This is a genomic window from Kitasatospora sp. NPDC004615, from assembly GCF_042873545.1.
Lineage (GTDB): Bacteria > Actinomycetota > Actinomycetes > Streptomycetales > Streptomycetaceae > Kitasatospora.
The window spans coordinates 18,456-42,872 of the sequence record NZ_JBIALQ010000013.1 but is presented as its reverse complement, the minus strand read 5'-3'; the positions used below and the strand labels follow the sequence as shown (position 1 = coordinate 42,872).

General features: G+C 73.2%; 21 protein-coding genes. 5 read left to right on the top strand and 16 right to left on the bottom strand.

What is annotated here, in order from left to right; all coding sequences use genetic code 11:
• The first annotated feature begins 151 nt into the window (after positions 1 to 151).
• Both ACFYS8_RS33060 and ACFYS8_RS33055 read left to right on the top strand, forming a co-directional pair.
• Positions 152 to 676, top strand: a complete 525-nt coding sequence (locus tag ACFYS8_RS33060) for a gluconokinase (RefSeq protein WP_387648335.1) — start codon at positions 152 to 154, stop codon at positions 674 to 676.
• 81 nt (positions 677 to 757) lie between these two features.
• Positions 758 to 2,158, top strand: a complete 1,401-nt coding sequence (locus ACFYS8_RS33055; RefSeq protein WP_387648332.1) for a gluconate:H+ symporter — start codon at positions 758 to 760, stop codon at positions 2,156 to 2,158.
• Between the two features lie 71 nt (positions 2,159 to 2,229).
• Here ACFYS8_RS33055 and ACFYS8_RS33050 read toward each other — a convergent pair whose 3' ends face one another.
• The 9 genes from ACFYS8_RS33050 to ACFYS8_RS33010 form a co-directional block, all read right to left on the bottom strand.
• A complete protein-coding gene (locus ACFYS8_RS33050) occupies positions 2,230 to 3,813 on the bottom strand; it encodes a glycerol-3-phosphate dehydrogenase/oxidase (protein WP_387648329.1) in 1,584 nt (527 codons plus the stop codon).
• A 75-nt stretch (positions 3,814 to 3,888) separates the two neighbouring features.
• Positions 3,889 to 5,412: a glycerol kinase GlpK gene (glpK, locus tag ACFYS8_RS33045; protein ID WP_387648326.1), complete on the bottom strand. Its 1,524-nt coding sequence runs from the start codon at positions 5,410 to 5,412 to the stop codon at positions 3,889 to 3,891.
• 302 nt (positions 5,413 to 5,714) lie between these two features.
• Positions 5,715 to 6,479 (bottom strand): IclR family transcriptional regulator, encoded by a 765-nt coding sequence (locus ACFYS8_RS33040; RefSeq protein WP_387648324.1) that lies wholly within the window; start codon positions 6,477 to 6,479, stop codon positions 5,715 to 5,717.
• 643 nt (positions 6,480 to 7,122) lie between these two features.
• Positions 7,123 to 7,899: a serpin family protein gene (locus ACFYS8_RS33035; protein ID WP_387648659.1), complete on the bottom strand. Its 777-nt coding sequence runs from the start codon at positions 7,897 to 7,899 to the stop codon at positions 7,123 to 7,125.
• Between the two features lie 611 nt (positions 7,900 to 8,510).
• Positions 8,511 to 9,164 carry a hypothetical protein gene (locus tag ACFYS8_RS33030; RefSeq protein WP_387648322.1) on the bottom strand — a complete coding sequence of 218 codons (654 nt, stop codon included), beginning with the start codon at positions 9,162 to 9,164 and terminating at the stop codon, positions 8,511 to 8,513.
• Positions 9,165 to 9,271: 107 nt separating this feature from the next.
• A complete protein-coding gene (locus tag ACFYS8_RS33025) occupies positions 9,272 to 9,898 on the bottom strand; it encodes an RNA polymerase sigma factor (RefSeq protein ID WP_387648319.1) in 627 nt (208 codons plus the stop codon).
• A 183-nt stretch (positions 9,899 to 10,081) separates the two neighbouring features.
• Positions 10,082 to 10,717 carry a DUF7003 family protein gene (locus tag ACFYS8_RS33020; RefSeq protein ID WP_387648656.1) on the bottom strand — a complete coding sequence of 212 codons (636 nt, stop codon included), beginning with the start codon at positions 10,715 to 10,717 and terminating at the stop codon, positions 10,082 to 10,084.
• A 62-nt stretch (positions 10,718 to 10,779) separates the two neighbouring features.
• Positions 10,780 to 11,712 carry a homocysteine S-methyltransferase gene (mmuM, locus tag ACFYS8_RS33015; protein ID WP_387648316.1) on the bottom strand — a complete coding sequence of 311 codons (933 nt, stop codon included), beginning with the start codon at positions 11,710 to 11,712 and terminating at the stop codon, positions 10,780 to 10,782.
• Between the two features lie 58 nt (positions 11,713 to 11,770).
• Entirely contained in the window at positions 11,771 to 12,289 is a 519-nt protein-coding gene (locus tag ACFYS8_RS33010; RefSeq protein ID WP_387648315.1) for a carboxymuconolactone decarboxylase family protein, read from the bottom strand.
• Positions 12,290 to 12,604: 315 nt separating this feature from the next.
• Between ACFYS8_RS33010 and ACFYS8_RS33005 the strand changes: the two genes are divergently transcribed.
• On the top strand, positions 12,605 to 13,144 hold the full coding sequence (locus ACFYS8_RS33005) for an EF-hand domain-containing protein (RefSeq protein ID WP_387648312.1): 540 nt from the start codon (positions 12,605 to 12,607) through the stop codon (positions 13,142 to 13,144).
• Between the two features lie 112 nt (positions 13,145 to 13,256).
• Here the strand turns inward: ACFYS8_RS33005 and ACFYS8_RS33000 are convergent, their stop codons facing one another.
• From ACFYS8_RS33000 to ACFYS8_RS32975, 6 genes are all read right to left on the bottom strand, one after another.
• Complete coding sequence (locus ACFYS8_RS33000) at positions 13,257 to 13,709, bottom strand: DUF6917 domain-containing protein (protein WP_387648309.1); 453 nt, start codon at positions 13,707 to 13,709, stop codon at positions 13,257 to 13,259.
• Positions 13,706 to 14,653, bottom strand: a complete 948-nt coding sequence (locus tag ACFYS8_RS32995) for a Gfo/Idh/MocA family protein (protein WP_387648306.1) — start codon at positions 14,651 to 14,653, stop codon at positions 13,706 to 13,708. The genes ACFYS8_RS33000 and ACFYS8_RS32995 overlap by 4 nt, the downstream gene beginning before the upstream one ends.
• Positions 14,650 to 15,786: an Ldh family oxidoreductase gene (locus tag ACFYS8_RS32990; protein ID WP_387648303.1), complete on the bottom strand. Its 1,137-nt coding sequence runs from the start codon at positions 15,784 to 15,786 to the stop codon at positions 14,650 to 14,652. The genes ACFYS8_RS32995 and ACFYS8_RS32990 overlap by 4 nt, the downstream gene beginning before the upstream one ends.
• Before the next feature lie 126 nt (positions 15,787 to 15,912).
• Entirely contained in the window at positions 15,913 to 17,202 is a 1,290-nt protein-coding gene (locus tag ACFYS8_RS32985) for a M20/M25/M40 family metallo-hydrolase (RefSeq protein WP_387648300.1), read from the bottom strand.
• A gap of 115 nt (positions 17,203 to 17,317) precedes the next feature.
• Complete coding sequence (locus tag ACFYS8_RS32980) at positions 17,318 to 18,286, bottom strand: sugar phosphate isomerase/epimerase family protein (RefSeq protein ID WP_387648297.1); 969 nt, start codon at positions 18,284 to 18,286, stop codon at positions 17,318 to 17,320.
• Complete coding sequence (locus ACFYS8_RS32975; RefSeq protein WP_387648294.1) at positions 18,283 to 19,443, bottom strand: hypothetical protein; 1,161 nt, start codon at positions 19,441 to 19,443, stop codon at positions 18,283 to 18,285. Before ACFYS8_RS32975 ends, ACFYS8_RS32980 begins: the two co-directional genes overlap by 4 nt.
• Before the next feature lie 377 nt (positions 19,444 to 19,820).
• Here ACFYS8_RS32975 and ACFYS8_RS32970 point away from each other — a divergent pair, with 377 nt between their 5' ends.
• The gene (locus ACFYS8_RS32970; protein WP_387648291.1) at positions 19,821 to 20,993 is read left to right on the top strand and encodes a DegT/DnrJ/EryC1/StrS family aminotransferase; all 1,173 of its coding nucleotides are present in this window, start codon (positions 19,821 to 19,823) and stop codon (positions 20,991 to 20,993) included.
• Positions 20,990 to 22,141: a DegT/DnrJ/EryC1/StrS family aminotransferase gene (locus ACFYS8_RS32965; protein WP_387648289.1), complete on the top strand. Its 1,152-nt coding sequence runs from the start codon at positions 20,990 to 20,992 to the stop codon at positions 22,139 to 22,141. The genes ACFYS8_RS32970 and ACFYS8_RS32965 overlap by 4 nt, the downstream gene beginning before the upstream one ends.
• Before the next feature lie 60 nt (positions 22,142 to 22,201).
• On the opposite strand, the gene ACFYS8_RS32960 is transcribed toward ACFYS8_RS32965, so the two are convergent.
• Positions 22,202 to 23,851 carry a class I adenylate-forming enzyme family protein gene (locus ACFYS8_RS32960; protein ID WP_387648286.1) on the bottom strand — a complete coding sequence of 550 codons (1,650 nt, stop codon included), beginning with the start codon at positions 23,849 to 23,851 and terminating at the stop codon, positions 22,202 to 22,204.
• Positions 23,852 to 24,417: the final 566 nt, after the last annotated feature.

Below are 24,417 nucleotides of genomic sequence, written 5' to 3'. Positions count from 1 at the left end.
AGGTCACGGGAGATCGGGGGGAGGGGGATCGGTGGAGGCCTCCCACCTGCGGCGATGCATATACGTATGACGATTGGGTTTCGGTGGCTTGAATAAGTCATACCTTTGGGCTTACCTTGCCCGTGACCAGGCAAGGACAGGAGCACCACCCATGGCTCTCAGCGTCGAGAACCAGCAGCCGCCCGTCATCGTGGTGATGGGCGTCTCCGGAGTCGGGAAGACCACCGTCGCCCGACTGCTCGCCCACCGCCTCGGCCTCCCGTACGCCGAGGCCGACGACTTCCACCCCGCCGCCAACATCGCCAAGATGAGCGCCGGGATCCCGCTGGACGACCAGGACCGGCAACCCTGGCTGCGCGCCCTCGGCACGTGGCTCGGCGAACGGGCCGCGGCCGGTACCGGTGGCGTCGTCACCTGCTCCGCCCTCAAGCGCGCCTACCGCGACACCCTGCGGGACGCCTGCCCCGAGGCGCAGTTCCTGCACCTGACCGGCAGCCACGCCCTGGTCGGCGACCGACTGGCCCACCGCACGGGCCACTTCATGCCGACCTCGCTGCTGGACTCCCAGTACGCCACCCTCGAACCGCTCCAGGCGGACGAGCGCGGCACCGTGCTGGATGTCGACGCCGACCCCGACACCCTCGTCGAACGCGCCGTCGCCGCCCTGCCGGCCTGACCCCCGGCTCGGAAACCCCCCGCCCCACCCCGTCACACCCCGCCACCGCCCACCGGACCCCCGGGCGGTGCCGGCTCGTCAATGGAGACTCGCGTGACCCCCACCCTGCTGGCCGCCGCCGCGCCGGCGCTCCCCCACACGGACAGCAACGGACAGCTGCTGCTCGCGGTGCTGCTCAGCATCGGCACGATCGTGCTGCTGATCACCAAGTTCAAGCTGCACCCGTTCCTGGCGCTGACCCTCGGCTCGGGCCTGCTCGCGGCCGTCGCCGGCGCGCCGTTCGACAAGCTGCTCAGCAGCTTCTCCACCGGCTTCGGCTCCACCGTCGCCTCGGTCGGCCTGCTGATCGGCCTCGGCGCGATGCTCGGCAAGCTGCTCGCGGACTCCGGCGGCGCCAACATCATCGCGGACACGGTGCTGGCCCGGACCGGCCCGAAGATGCTGCCCTGGGCGATGGCGCTGATCGCCGCCGTGCTCGGCCTGCCGCTGTTCTTCGAGGTCGGCGTCGTCCTGCTGATCCCGATCGTGCTGCTGGTCGCCCGCCGCGGCAACGTCCCGCTGATGCGGATCGGCATCCCCGCGCTGGCCGGCCTGTCCGTGCTGCACGGCCTGGTCCCGCCGCACCCGGGCCCGCTGGTCGCCGTCGACGCCCTGAAGGCCGACCTCGGCGTCACCCTGGCGCTCGGCCTGCTGATCGCCGTCCCCACCCTGATCGTGGCCGGCCCGCTGTTCGCCCGGTTCGCCCAGCGCTGGGTCGGCCCGCTGGAGATACCCGCGGACACCACGCCCGCCGAGACCGTCAAGAACGAGAAGACCCCGCGGTTCGGCGCCGTCCTCGCGACCATCCTGCTGCCGGTCGTGCTGATGCTCGGCAAGGCCCTCGCCGACGTGGCGATCGACGACCCGAAGAACACCGTTCAGCGGTTCTTCGACTTCATCGGCTCCCCGCTGATCGCGCTGCTCGCCGCCACCCTGCTGGCCATGGTCACCCTCGGCAAGGCCGCCGGGTTCGACAAGACGAAGATCTCCGCGACGGTCGGCAACTCGCTCGGCCCGATCGCCGGCATCGTGTTCATCGTCGGCGCCGGCGGTGGCTTCAAGCAGACCCTGATCGACGTCGGCGTCGGCCAGGCCGTCAGCGAGTGGTCCGGCAAGTGGCACATCTCCGCGCTGCTGCTCGGCTGGCTGATCGCCGTGCTGATCCGCCTCGCCACCGGCTCCGCCACGGTCGCCACCATCACCGCCGCCGGCATCGTCGGCCCGCTGGCCGCCGACATGTCGACCACTCACGCCGCGCTCATGGTGCTCGCCATCGGCGCCGGGTCGCTGTTCCTGTCGCACGTCAACGACGCCGGCTTCTGGCTGGTGAAGGAGTACTTCGGGATGAGCGTCGGCCAGACGCTGAAGTCCTGGTCGGTGATGGAGACGGTGATCTCGGTGGTCGCGATCGCCCTGATCCTGCCGCTGAGCCTGATCATCTAGCGATCAGCACCCCACATACCGCGACGCCCTCCGGATCCCGCTTCTCTCTCCCGGAGGGCGTCGTCGCGTTCTTATCGGGCCAGCAGCTCCGCGGTCCGCTTGCGGACCTCCTCGGTGTCCAGCCCGCGCACCGTCAGCGTGGTGCGCCGCCGCAGCACGTCGTCCACCGTGTACGCCCACTCCTGCTCGGCCGCGTACACCACCTGCGCCCACACGTCCGGCCCGTCCGGGTGCACCCGCTCGCCCAGCTCGGGGCGTTCGGCGATCATGCGGGCGATCTCGAACGACAGCGTGCCGTAGTGAGTGGCCAGGTGGCGGGCCACCAGCGGGTCCATCCGGGAGCCCGGCTCGCGGTCCATCAGCAGGCGGTGCGCGACGGCCTGCGGGGCGCCGATGCCGGGCAGCGGCACGGTCGACGGGATGGGCGAGATGTCCTCGGCCAGGCCGACGCCGCGCGCGTTCTTCAGCTTCTCCAGCACCACCCGGCCGATGTGCCGGTAGGTGGTCCACTTGCCGCCCGCCACCGACAGCATCCCGGCGCGGCCCTCGGTGACCACCGTCTCCCGCTTGGCCGCCGCCGTCGCCCCCGGACCGCCCGGCAGCACCCGCAGGCCCGCGAACGCGTAGGTGATGTCCTCGCGCCGCAGGTGCTCGTCGCGCACCGCGTGGCCCGCCTCGGACAGGATCTGGTCGATGTCGGCGTCGGTGGCCCGCACGTCCAGCGGGTCGCCGGTGTACTCCTCGTCGGTGGTGCCCAGCAGGACGTGGTCCTCCCACGGGATGGCGAAGGACACCCGGTACTGGTCGATCGGAATGGTCAGCGCGGCCCGCCACGGCGCCTGCCGGCGCAGCACCACGTGCGCGCCCTTCGACAGCCGGATCGACGGCTCGGCGCCCGGGAACTCCATCCGCCGCAGGTGGTCCACCCACGGGCCGGTGGCGTTCAGCACCAGGCGCGCGTCGATGCCGAACTCGGTGCCGTCGAGGCGGTCGCGGACCTCCGCGCCGCTGACCCGGCCGCGGGTGAAGCGCAGCCCCGTCACCTCGGCGTGGTTGAGCACCACCGCGCCCGCGTCCACCGCCGCCCGCACCGTCATCACGGCCATCCGGGCATCGTTCATCTGGTGGTCGCCGTACACCGCGACCCGCCGCAGGCCCTCGGTGCGCAGCCCCGGCACCGCGCGGGCCGCCTGGGCGGGGGAGACCACCCGGCCCAGGCCGTCGCGGAACGCCGACAGCGCCGAGTACAGGAACACGCCCGCGCCCAGCTTGGGCGCCGAGTGCGGGCCGCCCTCGTAGACCGGGACGAAGAAGGTCAGCGGGTTGACCAGGTGCGGGGCCACGTCGGTGGCCAGCGCCCGGCGCTCCTTGTGGTTCTCCGCGACCAGTTTGACCGCGCCGGTCTGCAGGTAGCGCAGGCCGCCGTGGACCAGCTTCGAGGACGCGGAGGAGGTGGCGTTCGCGAAGTCCCCGGCGTCCACCATCGCCACCTTCAGCCCGGCCTGGGCGGCCGTCCAGGCGGTGGCGGTGCCGAGGATGCCGCCGCCGATGACCAGCAGGTCGTAGCGGGCCCGGCCGAGCAGGTCGCGGGTGGCGGCGCGGGAGGCGACGCGGCCGGCGGCGCGCTCGGCGCCCAGGGTCGGGATGCTTGCCATGGTGTGTGCGGCGGGCCCGGTTCGCGGCCGGTCCGCGTCTCCTTCCGATCGGTGATGCGGGCTCTGACGGAGGTGTCAGAGCTGCGGCTGCTCGTCGTCCTGCTCGATCCAGCCCATGGTGCGCTCCACCGCTTTCAGCCAGTTGCGGTGCTCGCGCTCGCGGGTCGCGCCGTCCATCCGGGGCGTCCACTCGGCGGCCCGGTGCCAGTTGGCGCGCAGCGTGTCCAGCCCGTCCCAGAAGCCGACCGCGAGACCGGCCGCGTAGGCCGCGCCGAGAGCGGTGGTCTCGGCGACGTACGGGCGCTCCACCGGGACGTCCAGCACGTCCGCGATGTTCTGCATCAGCAGGTTGTTGGAGGTCATGCCGCCGTCGACCTTCAGCGCGGTCAGCGTGACGCCGGAGTCCTTCTGCATGGCGTCCACCACCTCGCGGGTCTGCCAGGCCGTCGCCTCCAGCACCGCCCGGGCCAGGTGGCCCTTGGTGACGTACCTGGTCAGGCCGGTGATCACACCGCGCGCGTCGGAACGCCAGTACGGGGCGAACAGGCCGGAGAACGCGGGCACGAAGTACGCGCCGCCGTTGTCCTCGACGGTGCCCGCCAGGGTCTCGATCTCCGCCGCCGTGGAGATGATGCCGAGCTGGTCGCGCAGCCACTGCACCAGCGAGCCGGTGACCGCGATCGACCCCTCCAGCGCGTACACCGGCGGCTGGTCGCCGATCCGGTAGCCGACCGTGGTGAGCAGCCCGTGGTAGGAGTTGACGATCCGCTCACCGGTGTTCAGCAGCAGGAACGTTCCGGTGCCGTACGTCGACTTCGCCTCGCCCACGTCGAAGCAGGTCTGGCCGAACAGCGCGGCCTGCTGGTCGCCCAGCGCCGCCGCCACCGGCACACCCGCCAGCACCCCGACCGCCTCGCCGTACACCTCGGCGGAGGAACGGATCTGCGGCAGCATCGCCATCGGCACGCCGATCGACTCGGCGATCCGCTCGTCCCACTCCAGCGTGTGCAGGTTCATCAGCAGCGTGCGGGACGCGTTGGTGACGTCCGTGACGTGCCGGCCGCCGTTCGCGCCGCCGGTCAGGTTCCAGATCACCCAGGTGTCCATGGTGCCGAACAGGATGTCCCCCGCCTCGGCGCGCTCACGCAGCCCCTCGACGTTGTCCAGCAGCCAGCGGATCTTCGGCCCCGCGAAGTAGCTCGCCAGCGGCAGCCCCGTCTCCCGGCGGAAACGGTCCTGCCCGACATTGCGGCCCAGCTCCCGGCAGAGCGCCTCGGTACGGGTGTCCTGCCAGACGATCGCGTTGTACACCGGCTCACCGGTGTGCCGGTCCCAAAGCACCGTGGTCTCACGCTGGTTGGTGATGCCGACCGCCCGGATGTCCTCCCGGGTCAGCCCCGCCTTCTCCAGCGCAACCCGCACCACCGCCTGCACCCGCGTCCAGATCTCCGCCGCGTCGTGCTCCACCCAGCCCGGCTGCGGGAACAGCTGCGCGTGCTCCTGCTGCTCGACGGCGACGATCCGGCCGTCCGCCCCGAACAGGATGCACCGGCTGGACGTGGTGCCCTGGTCGATCGCGGCGATGTAGCTGGCAGTCATGCGGTTCCTCGGCTCGGCTCGGGGACGTCAACGGGCTCGGGGTGACTCTTCGTCAGTCCCCGTGCGCGCGGGTCCAGCAAACCACGCGGGCGGCGCGGAACGCCCCGGACCCTCCAGCCGTCGTTCGACAATGTCGACCGACGTTTGGAAGCCAACAGCAGCCGGACGCCCGACGTCAAGGCGTTGTGACCCGCGACGCCCCGACGACCACGCGCCGCCGCCGAACGATCACCCACTGCCCACAAGGCCCACGCAGAAGGCCTCTCAGAAGCGGTGCGCCCACTCAGAAGCGGTGCGCCTACTCAGAAGCGGTGCGCCCCGAGATCGCGGGAGATCGCCCGCGCCGCCGTCCGCACCGACGCCACCAGCGACGGCCGCACCACCCCGTCCTCGCACACCGTCTCCACCGCACCGCTCACGCACACCGCGCCCACCGGGTTGCGCCGACGGTCCTGGATCAGCGCCGCCACCGACGCCACGCCCTCCCAGGTCTCCTCCACCGCGTCCGCCCAGCCCCGCTCCCGCACCAGCGCGCACTGCGCGTCCAGCGCCGCCGGCTCGGTCACCGTCCGCGGCGTGAACGCCTCCCACGGACCGTCGCCCAACTCGCCGCGCGCCACCGGGTCGTACGCCAGCAGCACCTTGCCCAGCGCCGTCGCGTGCAGCGGCTGCATCGAACCGACCTCCAGCACCTGCCGCGAATCGTCCGGCCGGAACACGTGATGCACCACCAGCACCCCCCGCTGGTGCAGCACCCCCAGGTACACCGTCTCGCCCGCCGCCCGCGCCAGATCGTCCGCCCATACCAGGGCCCGGGCCCGCAACTCGTGCACGTCCAGGTAGCTCTGGCCGAGCCGCAACAGCTCCGCCCCCAACTGGTACTTGCCGCTGTCCGGGTCCTGCTCGACGAACCCTTCCTGCTGCAACGTCCGCAGAATGCCGTGCGCCGTACCCTTCGCCAGCCCCAGCCCCGTCGCCACCTCCGACAGGCCGAGCCGCCGCTCCCCACCCGCCAACAGGCGCAGGATCGCGGCCGCCCGCGACAGCGACTGGATCGCACCGGACACCGGCCCACCTCCACAGACCACCGGTCGGCCATGCCGACCCCACCTACCGTGCTCCGACCGTACTACCCCAACGACCACCCCCGGACGCCCGGCACCGAAACCCGCACCTCGGGCGCCCGGCCCGGACAGCGCCGAACCCGTGCGGGCCTGGGCTTCGCCACGTCCGGCGCGTGGCCGGGCTACGCCGGGCCCCGTGCCGTTCCCCTGGCGGGAGCAGGCGCGCCGTCCTCAGGCCTACGGTGCCGGCTGCGCCGCGCAGCCTGCCGCTCGCGTCGGCCCCGGCGTCTGTGGTGCGGCAGCGTCGAGGCCTTCCGCGAGCTCCGCCGCGGCCTCGGGGGTGGGGTCCCGTCTGCGGCCCATGGCCAGTGCCGTGCGGCGCGCCGTGCAAAGCCGGGCTGCGTCGGGCCCCGTGCCGTTCCCCTTGCGGGAGCAGGCGCGCCGTCCTCAGGACTACGGTGCCGGCTGCGCCGCGCAGCCTGCCGTTCGCGCCAGCCCAGGCGCCTGTGGTGCGGCAGCGTCGAGGCCTTTCGCGAGCTCCGCCGCGGCTCCGAGTGCGGGGTCCCGTCTGCGGCCCGCTGCCAGTGCCGTGCAACGCGCGGCGCCGGGCCCCGTGCCGTCCCCCTGCGGGAGCAGGCTCGCGTCCTCAGGACCGTGGCGCCGGCTCCGTCACCCAGCCCGCCATCAGCACCAGGCCCGAGGTGCGGTGCACCGCCAGGAACGCGAACGGCCGGTCGAAGCGGGCCGTCGCGTGGCGGACCCGGAACCGGCGGAGCGGGGTCATCGCGGCGGACCTGACCATCGTCATCGCCGTCACCGCGCCCGCCTCGAAACCCTCCGCCGAGAATTCCGCCATCGCGACCTGCCGGGCCTGCGACACCTTCAGCGGGGTGCTCCGGCTGATGCCCCGGAACCAGTCGCCGTCCTGCGCGGCCGTCCGCAGGCCGAACAGGTCCGCGCTCCGCAGCAGGTCGTGCTCGGACCGGACGAGGAAACCGGCCGTCAGCAGCGCACCGACGTTGCCCGGCGACGCCGACTCCACCGTGGTCAACTCCAGGCCCGGCCACGGCTCCCCGTCCGGGCGGTCGGCCAGCGGCAGCCGCCGCGACTCGCCCGACACCAGCTCGAACCCGGCCGCCACCACCGCACCCGGCGCGGCGCCGCTCTCGCCCAGCACCAGGTGGACGTCCACCTCGCCGTCCCCGGCCACCCGGACCTCCGTCACCCGGCCCGCCGAGGTCTCCGCCACCGAGATCCGCTCGAACAGCTCGGGCCCGGTCCGCTCCAGCTTCTCGAACTCCCGCCCCGCCCAAGGGCCTTCGGTCACTGGGAACCAGCCCGGCTTGAACGGCACCACCCAGCTGGTCCGCACCGTCACCGCAGACGCCAGCACCAGCTCGGCCTCGGTCGGTTCCACCGGCATCCGCTTCAGCAGGCCACCGGTCTGCTTCGCCGCCCACTGGTCCAGCACCTTCCGATCCTTCGCCGGATCACCCGTCAACCGCCCCCACAGCGACGCACCCAGCTGCTTCACCCAGTCGGGCTCCACCTCGACGTGCTCCGCCGTCCACAGCCCGAGCGCCGCCGCACAGCCCGGCGTCCGTAGAGCACCAGGCCAGCGCCGACCAGCTCGCCGGAGGTGTCGAACCAGCCGAGGCTCCTGGCGCGCCACTCCGCCTTGACGTCCGCCCAGGAGGGCACCTGGCCGCACCGACTCCAGCAACTCCCTGGCCGCCCCCGGCGCTTCCTCGGCCGGCACCCCCAGCGCCCGCTCCAACTCGCCCCGCACCGGATCGCCCGCCCCCGCCGCCAGCGCCGCGAGCAGCGGCCACACCCCCACCGCCGTCCACACCTGCCCGGAGCCGAACGCCAACTCCCGCCCCCAGCGCGCCCCGAGACCGTTCACCACACTGACCGCCCGCACCGCGACCCCTCTCCGTCCACGGACATCCTCCCTCCCCGGGCCGGTCCGGCGCGCGGCAGCACAACGGGGGAGGCAGCGGACAGCCGCTGCCTCCCCCGAGCGTGTCACGGTTACTGCGGGTTGTTGTCCGCGATGGAGTCGGCCGGCAGGGCGGGCGCGCAGTCCGGGCCCGGGATGTCGGTCAGGCCGCCCATGATGACGCTGGTGCCGTGGGCCGGGTCGGTCTTCGCCAGCGGGAAGACGATCTGCACCTGCTTGTCCGCCGGGATCCGAGCGGGGTTGAGGATCAGGACGAGCTTGCCGTTCTCCCGGCCGAGGGTCCAGCTCTGGTCACTGGGCCCGGACGCGGGGCTCAGGGAGGGGACCGGGGCGTCCGCGGAGGGGGACGGGGCGCCCGCGGAGGCGGACGGCGAGCTCGAGGGCGCGGAGCTGGCGGAAGTGGACGGCAGAGGCGCCGGGGCCTGGCAGTTGGGATCGCCGGCGTAGACGCGGGCGCGGACGCCGAGCCGATCGAGTTCGCGCTGCACCTTGGCGAGGTCGATCTTCCCCGCCGGGTTGACGACGGTGAGCTTCACGGTGCCGTTGTCGGCGGTCTGCAGGGTGTACGCGGCCGCGGTCTGGGCCGGCAGCGCGGCCACGACGACACCGGCCGCGGCGGCCACCAGACCGGCCGGCAGCGCGATTCGCACGCCGAGACGCCGACGCTTCGTGTTCGCGTTCCGCCGCTCGTCGTCGTGACGGGACGTGGTCAGCAAGCTGCTCATCAGATGTTCCTCACGTTGGTGCCCACGGCCGGCGGGAAAGTCGCGTTCGGCAGGCACCGGCAGCATCCGACGCAGCGTCCGCAGGTCGTCGTCCTGGTACCCGGTCATCACGCGTTCCCCTTCTTCGGCCCGACCGCTTCGGTGCGGTCATCTGTTACCTGCCGTCCTGTGGCCGGCGGTTCCACCCGCAGGCCGAGATTTTTTTGTGCGAGCCGGTCCAAGCGGCGGCGGGCCCGGGACAGCCGGGAACGGACCGTGCCCACCGGTACCCCCAGCGCGTGCGCGGCCGCCGCATAGTCCAGCCCCGCCCACACGCACAGCGCCAGCACCTCGCGGTCGGAGCGGGAGAGACGTTCGAGAACCTCCTGCACCGCCGCGATGCGTTCCTGGTCCTCCAGCCGCCCGACCAACTCGTCCGCGAAGTCGGGCAACAGCTCCGGCTCGGGCATCCGTTCCATCAGCGCACGGTGCCGGCGCGCCACCCTGCGACGGCGGTGCACCACGAACGTCGCGATTCCCAGCAGCCACGGCAGCAGACTCCCGCCGGTCGGCTCGGCCTTCTCCCGCAGCCGCCACGCCTCGAGGAACACCAGCGAGGCGCAGTCCTCCGCCCCCGACCAGTCGCCGGTCAGCCGAAAGCAGTGGTTGTACACCGCCTTACCGTGCTCACGGAACAGCACCCCGAAGGCGCCCTCGTCACCCGCCCGTATCCGGGCCCGAAATCCTGGATCCATACCTTTCTCCGCCGACCACGGGCACACGGGTTCCACGTGAGGTGAACCACACCGCGACCGGGCGTTGCCTGCTACGGGGACCTCACTGCCGCCCGCGGTTGCGCACGGCGTCCGCCACCGCCGCGATCCGGTCCGGCCCGCGCCCACCTGTCGCGAGACGCTCCCGGGCTGTCCGGGCAGGCGTTACAGCGTTCCGGCGTCCGGCCAGTGGGACCAGTGGGTGTTCGCGGGGAGCGTCGGCCGGTACCGGGCCGGGTCGCCGGAATCCAGTACCTCGGCGATCATCCGGAAGGTCTCGTGCCCGCTCGGCATGACGGCCCCGAGGTCCTCCGGCTGGTGCCACTCGTCGAGCCGCAGCAGCTCGGGCAGGTCGGCGGGGATGCGGGCGCGCAGCTCCGTACCGTCGGCCATCAGGAGGTCCCTGTTGGCCGGGGCTAGCAGGCGGAACACGTCCTGCAGCGGGGTGCCCGCCGGGGCGTCGACCGTCAGTGCGGTGCCGCGGACGACGACCGGGACTCCGCCCGCGTAAACCTCTTCGCCGTCGGGGTCGATCTCCGACATGTTGTCCACCCGGTCCAGGAAGTCGCCGAACCCGGGCTCACCGCGCGTCAGGCAGTTGCCGAAGCAGTGCACGACGTCGATGAGGTTGCCGCCGCGCGTGGTGTAGCCCAGCAGCTCGGCGACCACGGCCCAGCGGGTGTCGTCGCCGAACAGGTGGATCCGCGCATCGACCGGGTAGTAGTAGCCGTTGTCCTGGTCAGGGAACTCCGCCCGGTCCGCACAGAGATCGAACTGTCCGAGAATCGACGAGGTTGTCATCACGGCCTCAGGCTACGGGCCGTCGGCGTCGGCGTCGCCGTCGGCCCGGAGTCGGCCGGCGGTCACCCGCCCAGTGCCGCCGCCACCGCCGCGATCCGGTCCGGACCCACCCGGCAGCAGCCGCCCACCAGTTGGGCCCCAGCCGCCACCCAGCCCGGCGCCTCGCCCGGGTCGAACGTCGCTGCGCCCGCCCAGTCATGGGCTCTCGCGTTCCAGCCCTCGCCGCTGTTCGGGTACGCCACCGCCGGCCGGCCCGTCACCTCCACCGCCAGCCGCACCGCCGACGAAACCTCCTGCGGCGCACAGCAGTTGACGCCCACCGCCACCACCTCCGGCACGTCCGCCACCAGCGCGAACGCCTCCGCGAGCGGCTCCCCGCCCCGGGTCAGGCCGTCCGCCGCGCCGAACGAGAACCACACCGGCACGCCCAACCCCCGTACGCACTCCGCCAGAACGGACGCCTCCAGCAGATCCGGCACCGTCTCCACCGCCAGCACATCCGGCCCCGCCGCCGCCAGCACCTCCAGGCGCGGACGGTGGAAGGCGGTCAACTCCCGGGCGGAGAACCCGTAATGACCCCGGTACTCGGAGCCGTCCGCCAGCACCGCCCCGTACGGACCCACCGACGCCGCCACCCAGCGCGCCCGCCCGTCGCCCAGCCGCGAAGACGTCTCCTCGGCCGCCAGCCGCGCCAACTCCACGCTCAACGCCAGCAGTCGGTCCGCCTTGGCTGCGCCCGCGCCCCGCCCCGCGAAACCCGCCCGGCTCGCCTGGTAGCTCGCGGAGGTGGCGACCTGCGCCCCCGCCTCGAAGAACGCCCGGTGCGCCGCCACCAGTTGGCCGGGATCGTCCAGCAGCAACCGTGCCGACCACAGCGCGCCGGACAAATCGCAGCCCTGCGCGGCAAGTTGGGCGGACAGCCCGCCGTCCAGCACCACCGGCCCCGCCGCCAGCGCCGCCGCGAACCCGCCGGGGTCCTTGCGCACCGTTGTCATCCCTCCAGCCTGCCGCACGACCCGCCACCGGGCTAACCGGTGCGCGCGGGCGGGACGGTCAGCCCTCGGTGGCCGGCACCGGCCGGGAGGTGACCGCGATCCGGTTGTACGCGTTCACCACCGTCGCCGCCCACGCCACGAACGCCGCCTCGGCGTCGGACAGCACCGCGCGCGCCGCACGCTGCGCCCGTGCGCCCTCCGCGTGGTCCGGAAGGCGGGTGACCGCCTCCGCGAGGGCCAGCGCGGCCCGCTCGCGGGACGTGAACAGCGCGCCGGACTCGCGCCAGGCCGCCAGCCGGCCCAGCCGCTCGTCCGACTCGCCGGCCTTCCGGGCGGCTGCGGTGTGCAGGTCCACGCAGTACGTGCAGCCGTTCAGCTGCGAGCAGCGCAGCCGCACCAGTTCGAGCAGCAGCGGTTCCAGCCCGGCTGCCGCCGCGGCCTGCTCGACGGCGGCGTGCAGGGCGTGCACGGCGGCGAAGGCCTGCGGGGCGAGTTCGATCAGCGGGAGCGCGGGGAGCGTGGGGAGCGTCGCGGAGGTGTCGGTCGTGGAGGTGTCGGTCGTGGAGGTCTCGGTCACGGAGCGAGGTTAGGGGCCCGGAGCGCGCCCTCCGCCAGCGAACCGGACGACGTTCACCCGCTCGTGAGGCCGGTCGCGAAACCGTTGACGGAGTCCCCAAAACGTGGCTGGAGGCCTGGAGTTCAAGGGGTGTGGGCCTCGCGTTCGGTCAATGCGGGGGCGCCGTCACCCAGTTGGCGGTACGTCGGCGAACCGGAGTGTGTCACGCCGGTACTGTGACGTTCCGTGTCCGACCGCACCGATTGTGTGATGGCCGACTCCTCGAAATGATCCGCCCGCTCAGACTCAAGCTCAGACTCAATCTGGAGACCCGAGATGACCATTTCCGTGCAGGCCGACCGTACCCAGAAGCGCTTCGACCTCTGGGACGTGAACGGTGACGGCCAGATCGACCGGTCCGACTGGGACGCCGAGGCCAAGCGCATCCTGCAGGCCTTCGGCGAGGACCCGACCTCCCCGGCCGCTCGTCAGCTGACCGACGCCTACCTCGGCATGTGGAGCTTCTTCGCCGACAAGGTCGGCATCGACGAGCAGACCGGTGCGCTCACCCCCGAGCAGTTCAACCACGTCGCCGAGGAGCACGTGCTGGAGAACGGCGGCGCCGGCTTCGCCCGCGTCGTCAAGCCGACCATCCAGGCCATGGTCGAGCTGGTCGACGTGGACGGCGACGGCCAGGTCAACCCGGCCGAGTTCAAGACCTGGCTGGACGCCATCGGTGTCGAGGGCATCGAGCCGGCCGAGGCGTTCCGCCAGATCGACGCCAACGGCGACGGCCAGCTGTCCGTCGAGGAGCTGGTCCAGGCCGTCCGCGCCTACCACATGGGCGAGTTGGACGTTCCGCTGCTGGGCCGCTGAGCCCCGCCGCGCGGCCGGCGACGGCCTGACGCACCCGGGCCCGGAGCGGGGGAGGCGCCTCCCGCTCCGGGCCTTCGTTCGTTGTTCGGGCCGCCTCGGGCTCCGACAGGCGTCAGGATTCGGTGGCCGCCGGGACGAACCGCACCGGCAACTCCGGCCGCAGGTCCAGCTTTTCGCCGGTCAGCAGGTGGTCGGCCGCGATCAGCACGTTGTAGTGGTTGGGGAAGTGGCAGGCGTCGAAGCCCAGCACCGTCCCCACTCGGTGCTCGCCGACGAACACCTCGTCGCCCCGGTCCAGCACCCCCGCCGCCGCGATCTCCGCGAAGCCGAGGAACCCCACCCGGTCGATCCGTGCGCCCGCCGCCGTGTCCCGCTGGTCGGTGGTCACCAACTCGTGCACCTCGCCGGCCCGGACGCACCGGCTGGCGAACGGCTCCAGGCTCATCCCGCGATCCGTCCGGCTGTGCAGCAGCACCTTCACCAGCGTGCCCGTCACCGTTCGCTTCGGCCCGTTCTCCCGTACCGGGGCCGCGAGTTGGGCCCGGTCCTCGCGCTGCCGGATCATCCGCGCACCCCCGCCCGCTCGGCCCGGTACGCCGCCTCGACCACCCGCAGCGCGTCCACGCCGTCCGGGCCCCGGAAGCCCCGGAAGTTGTTGCCGCCGCCCGCGCCGCCGCCGGCCAGGAGGTCGGCGAAGTCGGTGACGATGCCGACGTACTCGTGCCACAGCGACTGCTTGAACCCGTCGTGCCCGGCCAGCAGGTCGGCCCGCAGCACCGAGCCGTCCGCCAACTCCACGGCCACGTCCTTCAGTTCGCCGGGGTACGACCAGTCCAGCTCGATCCGGCCGCGCACCCCGCGCGGACCCGACAGCTCCAGCAGCGCGTACCGGTCCACCCCGCCCTCGTCGCGCACCACCTTCGCGGCCTCCACCCGCATCGGGCCGGCCAGCAGGCGCAGCAGGTCGTACGCGTTCGGGCCGTTGTCGGCGATGCAGCCGCCGCCGCAGCGCTCCGGGTCCAAGTACCACCGGTCCCGGCCGACATGCTCCTCGATCCGCTCGAAGTACCGCGCCGTCACCGACCGCACCGGCGCCGCGCCCTCCAGCGTTCGGCACAGCTCCCGCACCGCCGCGTTGTACCGCCGGTGGAACGCCGTGAACAGCGGCACCCGGCGCTCGACCGCCAGCGACGCCAACTCCGCACCCTCCGTTGCCCGCAGTGCCAGCGGCTTCTCCACGCACACCGGCAGGCCCGCCCGCAGCGCGTCCCGGCAGATCGTCAGGTGCAGGTCGTTCGGGACGGTCACCACGACGGCGTCCAGGCCGCCCGTGGCCAGCAGCTCCCGGTGGTCCGTGAAGCACCCCACCCGGCCCTCGAACTCGCGCAGCAGTTCCGCGTCCCGGTCGCACACCGCCGCCAGTCGCACCCCCGGGACCTGCTCCAGCGCGGCCAGGTAGAACCGCGAGATCACCCCGAGCCCGATCACTCCCACCCGCAGGCCGCTCACTCCGCCACCTCCACCGGTCGCACTCCGAACTTGCCTGCCACAGAAGCGAGTTCGGCCAGCAGCGAGGCGGCCAGTGGCACGCCGTCACGGTGCGCCGCAGCGGTCCGCCGGGCCTCGTGCCAGCCGGGGTAGACGACCGGACCGGCCTGCCCGGCGGCGGGCGGGCAGGCCAGCACCGTGGAGAACAACGTCCTCGCGTCCGCGGCGACTTGCTCCGGATCGCGGAGCGCCGCCGGGGCGATCGCCAGCGCGAACAGGCCGATGTCGTCGTCCCGGCCGGTCGGACCGCCGTCCCCGTCCAGCGCCGCCGGTTCCGGGCCGAGACCCGCACCGGGCAGCATCGCCGCCAGCACCTCCACCATCAGCCCGAGCCCGAACCCCTTGAACCCGGCGCTCGAACCCGAGCCCAGCCAGAGCAGATGCGCCTCGCCCCGGTCGAATGCCGCCGGATCCGTCACCGGCCGCCCGTCCTCGTCGGCCAGCCACCCCTCCGGGATGGTCCGCCCCGCCCGCGCCGCCGCCCGCACCCGTCCCGTCGGAACCGCCGTGGTGCTCATGTCCAGGACGTACGGGGGGAGTTCACCCGCCGGCGCGGCCACGCTCCACGGGTTGGTGCCGAGCAGCGCGACCGCGCCACCCGGCGGGCGGGCGATCCGCTGCCGTCCGCAGTTCGACGCCAGCAGCCCGATCATGCCGCGTCCGGTCACCCGCGCCGCATGGTGCCCCGCACACCCGAAGTGCGTCGCCCGCCGCACCGAGACCAGCCCGATGCCGAGCCGCTCCGCCCGGTCCGCCGCCAACTCCATGGCCGCGCCCGCCTGCCACAGCCCGAGCGCGTTCCGCGCGTCCACCAGCACCGCCGCCCCCCGGTCGGCCACCACCTCCGGTTCGGCCAGCGGATCGGCCCGGCCCTCCGCCAACAGCGGCAGATACAGCCGGGACAGGTTCACCAACCCGTGCGAGTCCATCCCCGCCGCGTCCCCGTAGCACAACGCCTCGGCCGCCAACCCGGCTCGCCCGGGCGGCAGTTGGTTGGCGACGAAGACCTCGGTGGTGAACCGGATCAGCTCGGCGTACGGAACGTGAACGGTACGGGCGGCGGCGGACGTTGGCGAGGACGCCATGGTGGTCATGGGCAACAGCCTCCGGACAGTGGTGAAGTCTTGGGGTGGGGAACGGAGTTGGTGAACGCCCTGCCGGGCATCTCCCGGCGGGTCGGTGGTCGGTGGTCGGTGGTCGGCGGTCGGCGGTCGGCCCGGTCAGCGGCGGTGCGTTCGGTGACGGGCGAAGGCCACCAGCAGGCGGGCCACCGCCGCGGCGAAGCCGTCGAGTTGGGTGAGGTCGGCGAACTCGCCCTCCGCGTGCGCCCGGTTGGCGCCCAGGTCGCCGGGGCCGAGCACCACGGTGAACGCGTCCGGCAGGCCCGCCGTCCAGATCGCGTCGCAGGTGAACGCCGGTTCGCCGTCCGGGAGTCGGGGGATGCCGGCGTGCCGCGCCAGCAGCTCCTCGAACGCGGGATGCCGGTTGTCCAGGACGGGCAGGCCGCGCTTGAGCCAGTCCAGCCGGGTGATCCGCGCGCAGTCGGCGGCGGTCCGGGCGAACTCCGGCAGCCCGGCGAACTCCCGCCGGAACGCGACCAGTCCGGCCTCGACCGCCGCCAGCACCGACGCCTCCGCCCGGCGCCCCGAACTCGCGTCCCGGTAGGGGAGGTTGAGCAGCAGCTCGCCGGTTCCGTACACCCGGTTGTGCAGCGGACCGGTGCTCAGACCCGCCACGCACACCGGGTCGCGCGGAGCGGCCACGGTGCCCAACTCCCTCGCCAGGTACTGCGCGAGGAAGCCGAGCAGGACGGTCGCGTTGTGGCCCGCGCCCGGGCAGTCGTCGATCGCGTCCTCGCCGCGCACCCGCAGCCGGGCGGTGGCGGCGGCGGTGGCCCGGGGCAGATAGCGCAGGCCGGTCGGCTCGCAGAACACGTTCAGCGCGCCCACGTACCCGGCCTCCACCAGCGGACGAGTGCCGAACACGCCCATCGCGCCGCCCTCTTCACCCGACACGGCCTGCACCAGCACCCTGACCGAACTGCCCACGCCGGGCTCAGCCGCGACCGCCGCCCGGATCCCCGCCAGCAACGCCACCGCCGGGCCCTTGGCGTCGATCGAGCCCCGCCCCGTGAACCGCTGCCCGTCGAAGCCGACCGGCTCCGGGCCGGCCACCGTGTCCAGGTGCACGTTGAACATCACCGTCGCCGACCGGGGCAGCTCCGGGCCGAGCCGCAGCACCAGGCTCGGCTGGGACGCCAAGAAGCCTTCCTCGCAGGCCCGTTCGCGAACATTCAGCGGCACGTCCGGACGGTCGAGATCCTCCGCCCGGGGCGCGCCGCGATACACCTCGGCCAGGCCGATCGCCCCCGCCGCCCGGGCGTACACCCCGAGCGCCTCGGCAAGCAGCGGACGCGGCGCGCCCGGGCCGGTCTCCAACGGGCCGGCGGTCGGCAGCCGGAGGAGGTCGAGCAGCAACTCCTGGTCGCCAGGGCCGAGTCGGGCGTCCATCGGTGCTGGCGTTGGCGCTGCCGTCGGCGCTGGCTTTGGTGCTGCCCTCGGCGTTGGCGTCGGCGCTGGCTTTGGCGTCGGGTGGGCGCCGGTTTCGGCACCGAGGGCTGTGGTGTCACCGCGCACGCGACACCCCCGCCGCGTGCTCCAGCCCGCCGGGCGCCGGGCGCCAACCGGCCGCGGACGGCAGGATCTCGCGCTCCACCAGCGCGCTCAACGCCCGTCCGGCCGCGACGAACCCGCTCGCGGCGGTGCCGTCCGCCGCCAGGCCCTGGTGCGGGCGGGTGGCGAGATGGGGCTCCAGTGACCATCCGCCGCTCCAGCCCCGGTCCACCAGGAAGCGCAGGCTCTCCGCGAGCCGCGCCGCCCCGTCGCCCGGCAGCACGTACTCGGTACGGTCGCCGCCGCCCACCGCGTCCTTGATGTGCACGTGCGCGACGTGGTCGGCGATCTGACGGAGCGTCAGGTACCCGTCGTAGCCGTGCGGGACTCCATTGCCGGCGTCGAACAGCAGGCGCAGCGCCGGGCTGTCGACGGTGGTCACCAGGTCGAGTTGGCGTTCGGCGGCGGTGCCGGCCCAGCCACTGCAGTTCTCGTGCAGCAGGGTCAGGCCGTCCTGGCCGGCCAGCTCGGCCAAGCGGGCCAGCCGCTCCAGCACCCGCCGGCGCCAATCGGCCTCCGACAGGCCCGCGTTGGGGTAGGACATGACCCGGATCCGGTCGGTTCCCAGCAGCGCGGCGCGGGGGGCGAGTGCGGCGAGTTCCGTCAGGTCGCGGTCGAAGTCGGCGGTGATCCGGCTGTCCCAGTTGCCGATCCGGGAGGCGAGGCAGGTCACCCGGACGCCCCGGGAGGCGAGCGTCTCGGCGATCCGGCCGACCCGGTCGAGCGGCAGCTCGGCGATCCAGCTGCCGTCCACGGTCCGCAACTCGAGGTCGCGCCAGCCGAGCTCGTCCAGCGCGTCGAGCTGGCCGGGCAGGTCCGGGGCGGCCTCGTCGCCGATGCCGCCGAAGCTGATCGTGGGGGCGGCTTCGCCCGACGTGGTGACGGCGGTGCCGGTGGCACGCGGGGCGGGGGCGGCGGTCATCGGGCCGCCGTCGCGCGGCGCTGCACGTCATGCGGCTGCGCGTCACGGACCTGCGCGTCAAGGACCTGCGCGTCACGGACCTGGGCCTGGGCCTCACGCGCCTGCGTCTCACGTGCCTGCGCGGCGATCGTCTTGGCCTGGTCGAGCAGCCGCACCACCTGGGCGTTGACCGCCAGGTCGGGGTGCGGGTGATGAACGCCGCCCGCCGCGCCGCCCGACACGCCGCCCGCCGCGCCGCCCGACACGCCGCCCGCCGCGAAGTAGGCGTAGACGCGGTGCAGGAAGGTGCTCAGCGAGTCGTCGTGGAGCAGTTCGGTGCTCTCGCCGTCGTGATCGATGACGGTCAGCCGGGCGTAGGCGTCGGCCTCGCTGCCGGGGAAGTGGCCGATCAGGGTGCCGTGGGCGAGTTCCAGGGTGACCCGGCGCTCCCGGACGGGGGAGGTGAGGTCGGAGCGGATCCGGGTCCACGCGCCGCTCTCGTGCTGGAGGTTGAGCCAGGCGGTGCCGAGCCGGGGCAGCACCCGCCCGCCGACCACCATGTCGGTGCCGCCCGCGCCGGTGACCCGGCCCGGCCCGGCGAGCGAGAGGCAGAGGCCGAGGGAGTGCGGGAGTTCGATGTCGAACGCGGTGGGGTGGCCGTCGCCGGCCAGCGAGCGGGAGAAGCGCGGCTTGCGCTGCACCACGTGGATGGTCCGCAGGGGGCCGTACGCCCCGCTCGTCAGTGCGGCGCGCAGCCGGTCGGTCAGCCGGCTGCCCAGCCACTGGGCGACCACCACCAGGTCCAGCCCGTGACGCTCGCGCAGCGCGAGCAGTTCGTCCAGCCCGGCCGCGTCGGCGGCGAACGGCTTCTCCAGCAGGATGCGCCGGTAGCCGAGGCGGCCCAAGGTGTCCAGGGCGGCGACCCGTTCGGTCGGCGGGGTGCAGAGATGGACGACGGTGTCGGCCGGGTCGGCCAGCCGGGGTGCCTCCGCGAGGCTGACCGGCCGCAGATCGACGGCTGCCCCGGGACGGCGGTGCGGGTCGACCGCGAGTATCGGTGCGGGGGCGAACAGGTGCGCGGAATCGGCGGCGGTGCGCAACCGGCGCAGCACCGGCAGATGGAGTCCGCTGCCCGCCCGTCCCATTCCGACCAGTAAGGTCCCGAGTCCGTTCGACATGGCGAGCCGTCCTTCCGTCCGATTCGCGGGGATCGCTTCGCCGGGTATTCAACCAGCACTTCCGGCCATGACCGCGTGGACGTCAACTCGCTTGTCCTGCAAGCCATTCGAAAGAGTGAAGTCGCCATTCTCGCGCGGTGGACGGCGGTGGTGGCGGCATAGATTCAGCGGGGTGCACCCGGCTGCCGTGCGGACGATTCACCTGCTCCGGAAGGCCGGTACCGAATCCAACCGGAAAACGCTTTCCCGTTCCCTGTGGCGGTGTTCGGAAAGCGTTTTCCGGTTGCCTCCGAACCGGCGGCGCCGCCTTCGCGCAACGTCGGCATGCCCCCTACCGCCCCACCGTCCATCACCGCCCCACAACCGATGAGAGTTCCATGGGTGCCTCCTCCGGCGTCTCCTTCTTCAGCCAGGCCGAGACCTTCGAATCCCTCTGGCCCACCACCCGGCGCCACCTCGACGAACTGATGGACCGCGGCAAGTACTCGCACGGCCCCAAGGTCGCCGAACTCGAAGCCGCCCTCGCCGCCTGGACCGGCGCCCGCCACGTCGTCGGCGTCAACAGCGGCACCGACGCGCTGGTCCTGCTGCTGCGCGCGGCCGGCCTGCAACCGGGCGACGAGGTGATCGTCCCGACGTACAGCTTCGTCGCCTCCGCCACCGCCGTGGTGCTGGCCGGCGGCCGCCCGGTCTTCGCCGACATCGACCCGCTCAGCTACAGCATCGACCCGGCCAGTGCGGAAGCCGTCCGCACCGAGCGCACCTGCATGATCATGCCGGTCCACCTGTTCCACCAACTCGCCGACCTGCGCGCCCTGCTGGACTTCGCCGACCGCCACCGCCTGACCGTGGTCGAGGACAGCGCCGAGGCGTTCGGCATGCGCTGGGACGGCGTCCACGCCGGACTGCACGGCACCGGCGGCGTACTGTCCTTCTTCCCCACCAAGACGCTCGGCGCGATCGGTGACGCCGGCGCCGTCCTCACCGACGACCCCGCCATCGCTGACGCCGTCGCCGCGATGCGCCACCACGGCCGCACCGGCCGCACCGTCGACGACTTCCCCACCATCAACCGGCCCACCGAACTCCTCGGCACCAACAGCAAGATGGACGACATCCAGGCCGCCGTCCTGCTCGCCAAGCTCACCCGCGCCGACCAGTGCATCGCTCGCCGCGCCGAGCTCGCCGCCCGCTACACCGAGCGCCTGTCCGGCACCCCCGGCCTGACCCTGCCCACCGTCGTCCCGCGGGAAGCCGCCACCAACCCCGTCTGGTACGTCTACCTGATCGAGTCCGACCACCGCGACGAGCTCGCCGCCCACCTCGCCCGGCACGGAGTCCAGACCGAGACCTACTACCCGACGCCGCTGCACCTCCAGCCCTGCTTCGCCCAACTCGGCCACCGGCGAGGCGAGTTCCCGCAGGCCGAGGCCGCCTGCGAACGCGCCCTCGCGCTGCCGCTCTACCCCGACCTCGCAGACCACGACCTGGACCTGGTCAGCGACCTGGTCCGCGGCTTCCAGCACGGAAAGCACGGGACTCACCGATGACCACCACCGCACCCCTGCCGATCCCGTTCTTCCCGCCCGACCTCTTCGAGGACGACCGCGACCTGCTGCTGGACGTCGTCCACGAGGTCGCCACCGACCCCGCCCAACGCTTCATCCTCGGCGAACGAACCGCCCGCCTCGAGGAGTTGCTGCGTGCCGACCTCGGCGTCGCCGACGTCATCGCCTGCGGCAGCGGCACCACCGCACTCACCCTCATCCTGCGCGCCATGGGCATCACCGCCGGAGACGAGGTGATCGTCCCCGCGTTCGGCTGCGCCCCACTCGCCAACACCGTCCTCGGCGTCGGCGCCACCCCCGTGTTCGCCGACATCGACCCGCACACCCTGGTCATCGACCCGGACGCCGCCGAGGCCCTGATCACCGCCCGCACCAAGGCGTTGACGCCCGCCCACATGTTCTCCGTGATGGCCGACATGCCGCGCCTGCGCGCCCTCGCCACCCGCTACGGCCTCCGCCTGATCGAGGACTCCGCCGTCGCCCAGGGCGCCGTCCTGGACGGCCGACCCGCCGGCACCTGGGGCGACGCCGGCCTGTTCTCGTTCGTCCAGGTGAAGTCCTTCGGCGGCCCCGGCGAAGGCGGCGTCGTGGTCACCGACGACCCCGAACTCGCCCGCGCCGTAAGGATGCTGCGCAACCACGGCCAGGACGGCGTGCACCGCTTCCGGCACCACCTGATCGGCATGAACAGCCGGTTCGACGAAATCCTTGCCGCGTTCCAGCTGCGCCGCCACCCCGGCCTGGCCCGCCGCCTGGCCCGCCGCGCCGAGATCGCCGCCCACTACACCGAACGGTTCACCCCGCTCGCCGACCACGGCATCACGCCGCCACCGCCCGGCACCAACGGCCGCTGCTACTACGTCTATTCACTGCTCGCCGAGCACCGCGACCAGCTCAGGAAGCACCTCGCCATCCACGGCATCGACAGCCACGTCTACTACCCGAGCCCGCTGCCCCACCAGCCCGCGTTCGCCTCCGCCGTCCCCGACGGCGGCCACTGGCCGAACGCCGAACGCGCTGCCCGCCAGTGCCTCTCCATCCCGGTCTACCCCCACCTGACGGACACCCAGGTCGAGCGGATCGCCGCCGCAGTGCTCTCCTTCGCCGACGCGCCCGCCCCCGTCGGCTGACCCGCCACGCATCGCCGGGGCCCACCCAGCAGCTGTGGTGGGCCCCGGCCGTCACGCGTCTCAACTCACGGCAACCACCTGTCCCTGCCCACGGGTTGCCGCGGCCGCCAACTCCGTCAGCACCAAACGGTCCGGCTTCCCGGACGCGCCCAGTGGCAGCCGCTCCAGCAGCACCAGCCGCTCCGGCCACTTGTACTTCTCCAGCCCGCACAACTGGCCCAGATAGTCAGTCAGTTCAACGAGCGCCAACCCGCCCGCCGGCTCGCGCGGCACCGCGCAGACACACATCCGCTCGCCGAGATCCGGATCCGGCACCGGCACGCACACCGCCTCCACCAGCCCGGGGTGGCCCTCCAGCAGACGCTCCACCTCCGACAGGCCGATCGACACCCCGCCCCGGTTCACCATCTGCTTGATCCGCGCCACCACCCGCAGCGACCCGTCCGCCTCCAGCACCCCCCGATCGCCGGACCGCACCCACCCGCCGTCCACCCGCAGCCGGGCGTCCAACTCCGGTTCCCCGACGTGACACAGCGGACTCATCGGCCCCCGCGCCTGCACCTCACCCGCCATCCCCACCGGCACCGGAAGCCCGTCCGGCCCGCACACCCGGAACTCCGCCACCGCCGGATCCGGATGCCCCACCCGCAGCACATCGACGTCCGAACTCGTCCACCGCGCATGACAGTTCACCCCGTCACTGGCCCCGTACACATTCACCACCGGGCACCCGAACCGCCGCAACGCCGCCCCCAGCACGGCGGACGACAGCATCGCCGAACTCGACACCACCGCCTGCAAGGACGACAAGTCCTCACCCGCCACCGGAAGTTGATCCGCGAGACGGCGCAGCATCGTCGGCACCGCCGCCAGATGCGTCGGCCGCCAACGCCCCACCGCCGCCAGCGCATCCGCCGGATCGAACCGCTCCCGCAACACCACCGTCGCCCCGCACCGCACCAACGACACCACCGTCAACGAGCCGTACGCCGTCGCCGGATGCACCAACAGCAACACCCGCGGCGGCGCCCCGTCCACCGTCTCCAACACCCGCTCCACGTACCGCCCGCGGCCCCCCGCCAGCGCATTGTGCGAATACGCGATCAACTTCGGCGCGCCCTCCGACCCCGACGACACCAGAATCCGCGCCGGCGCCTCCGCATCCACCACCGCGGGCTCCCACCCCACCCGCTCCGGCCACGGCTCCGCCCCCAACACCACCACCTCGTGCAGCCAAGGCAGTTCGGGCCGCAACCCGTCCACCAGCGCCTTCCACTCCGGCACCGTCACCACCGCATCCGCCCGCGACGCCCCCAACAACGCCAGCAGATCCCGCCGCCCATGCCCCGGCACACACGGCAACACCACCGCCCCCAGCGCCGCCACCGCCAGATCCACCGCCACCGCCCGCCAATCCGCCGGCACCTTCGTCGCCACCACCGACCCCGGCCCCACCCCCCGCGCCGCCAGCCCCGCCGCCAACCCCCGCACCCGCCCCGCCAGTTCCGCGAACGTCACCTCACCCCCGTCATCCACCACAGCCACCCGCCCCCCATCAACCCCCACCCGCCCCACAAACAACTCGTACAACCCCCGCCCCGGACACCACCCCCGAGCCACCCACTCCTCCCGCAACCCCCGCCCCACTTGATCCGGAAACTCCACCCCAGCCACCGAGACCCACATACCGCCCACAACCACCACTCCCATCACTGATCGATCCCACACCGAAACCCCCACCAACACCCCTCGCTCAACACGCCAACTCCCCGCCCACCCCACGCCATTGCCGCCCGCCTCCGCCCGCACCGCCGACACCCCTTGCCCCGACACGCCGCCGACGGCGGGGCCGACACGGGCGCCCCAGGCGCAACGCCGCAGTGCCGCCCGGCCGAACCCACCGGGCCGCGTAGCGTCCGGGCCGCCACCAACGCACCTGCGGTAGGGGCGGTCGGTATTTGTCGCTGCCGAAACGCCAGGTGCCACCGGCTCTGATTCGCTCTACAGCCGCAGTCGCGTCTGCCCGACGCCGATGCGTTCGCGGGGTTACGCCGCCCGGCAACACTGCCTGGCGTGCAGGCGGGGCGAGTTGGTCGTCGCTGAGTTGCGCGGCGTTCAGCGTCACCGGCCTTCCAGGGCCGGGCCGTCGGTGACCTGCCGCGCCGCCCGCCGGCACCCCGCGGCGGTTCCGCCAGTGCGCGTGTTCCTGGCGCGGCGGGGTGAGCCGGCAGATGTGGACCCGTCCCATCGAGACAACGGCGTTCACCTGCCAGGCC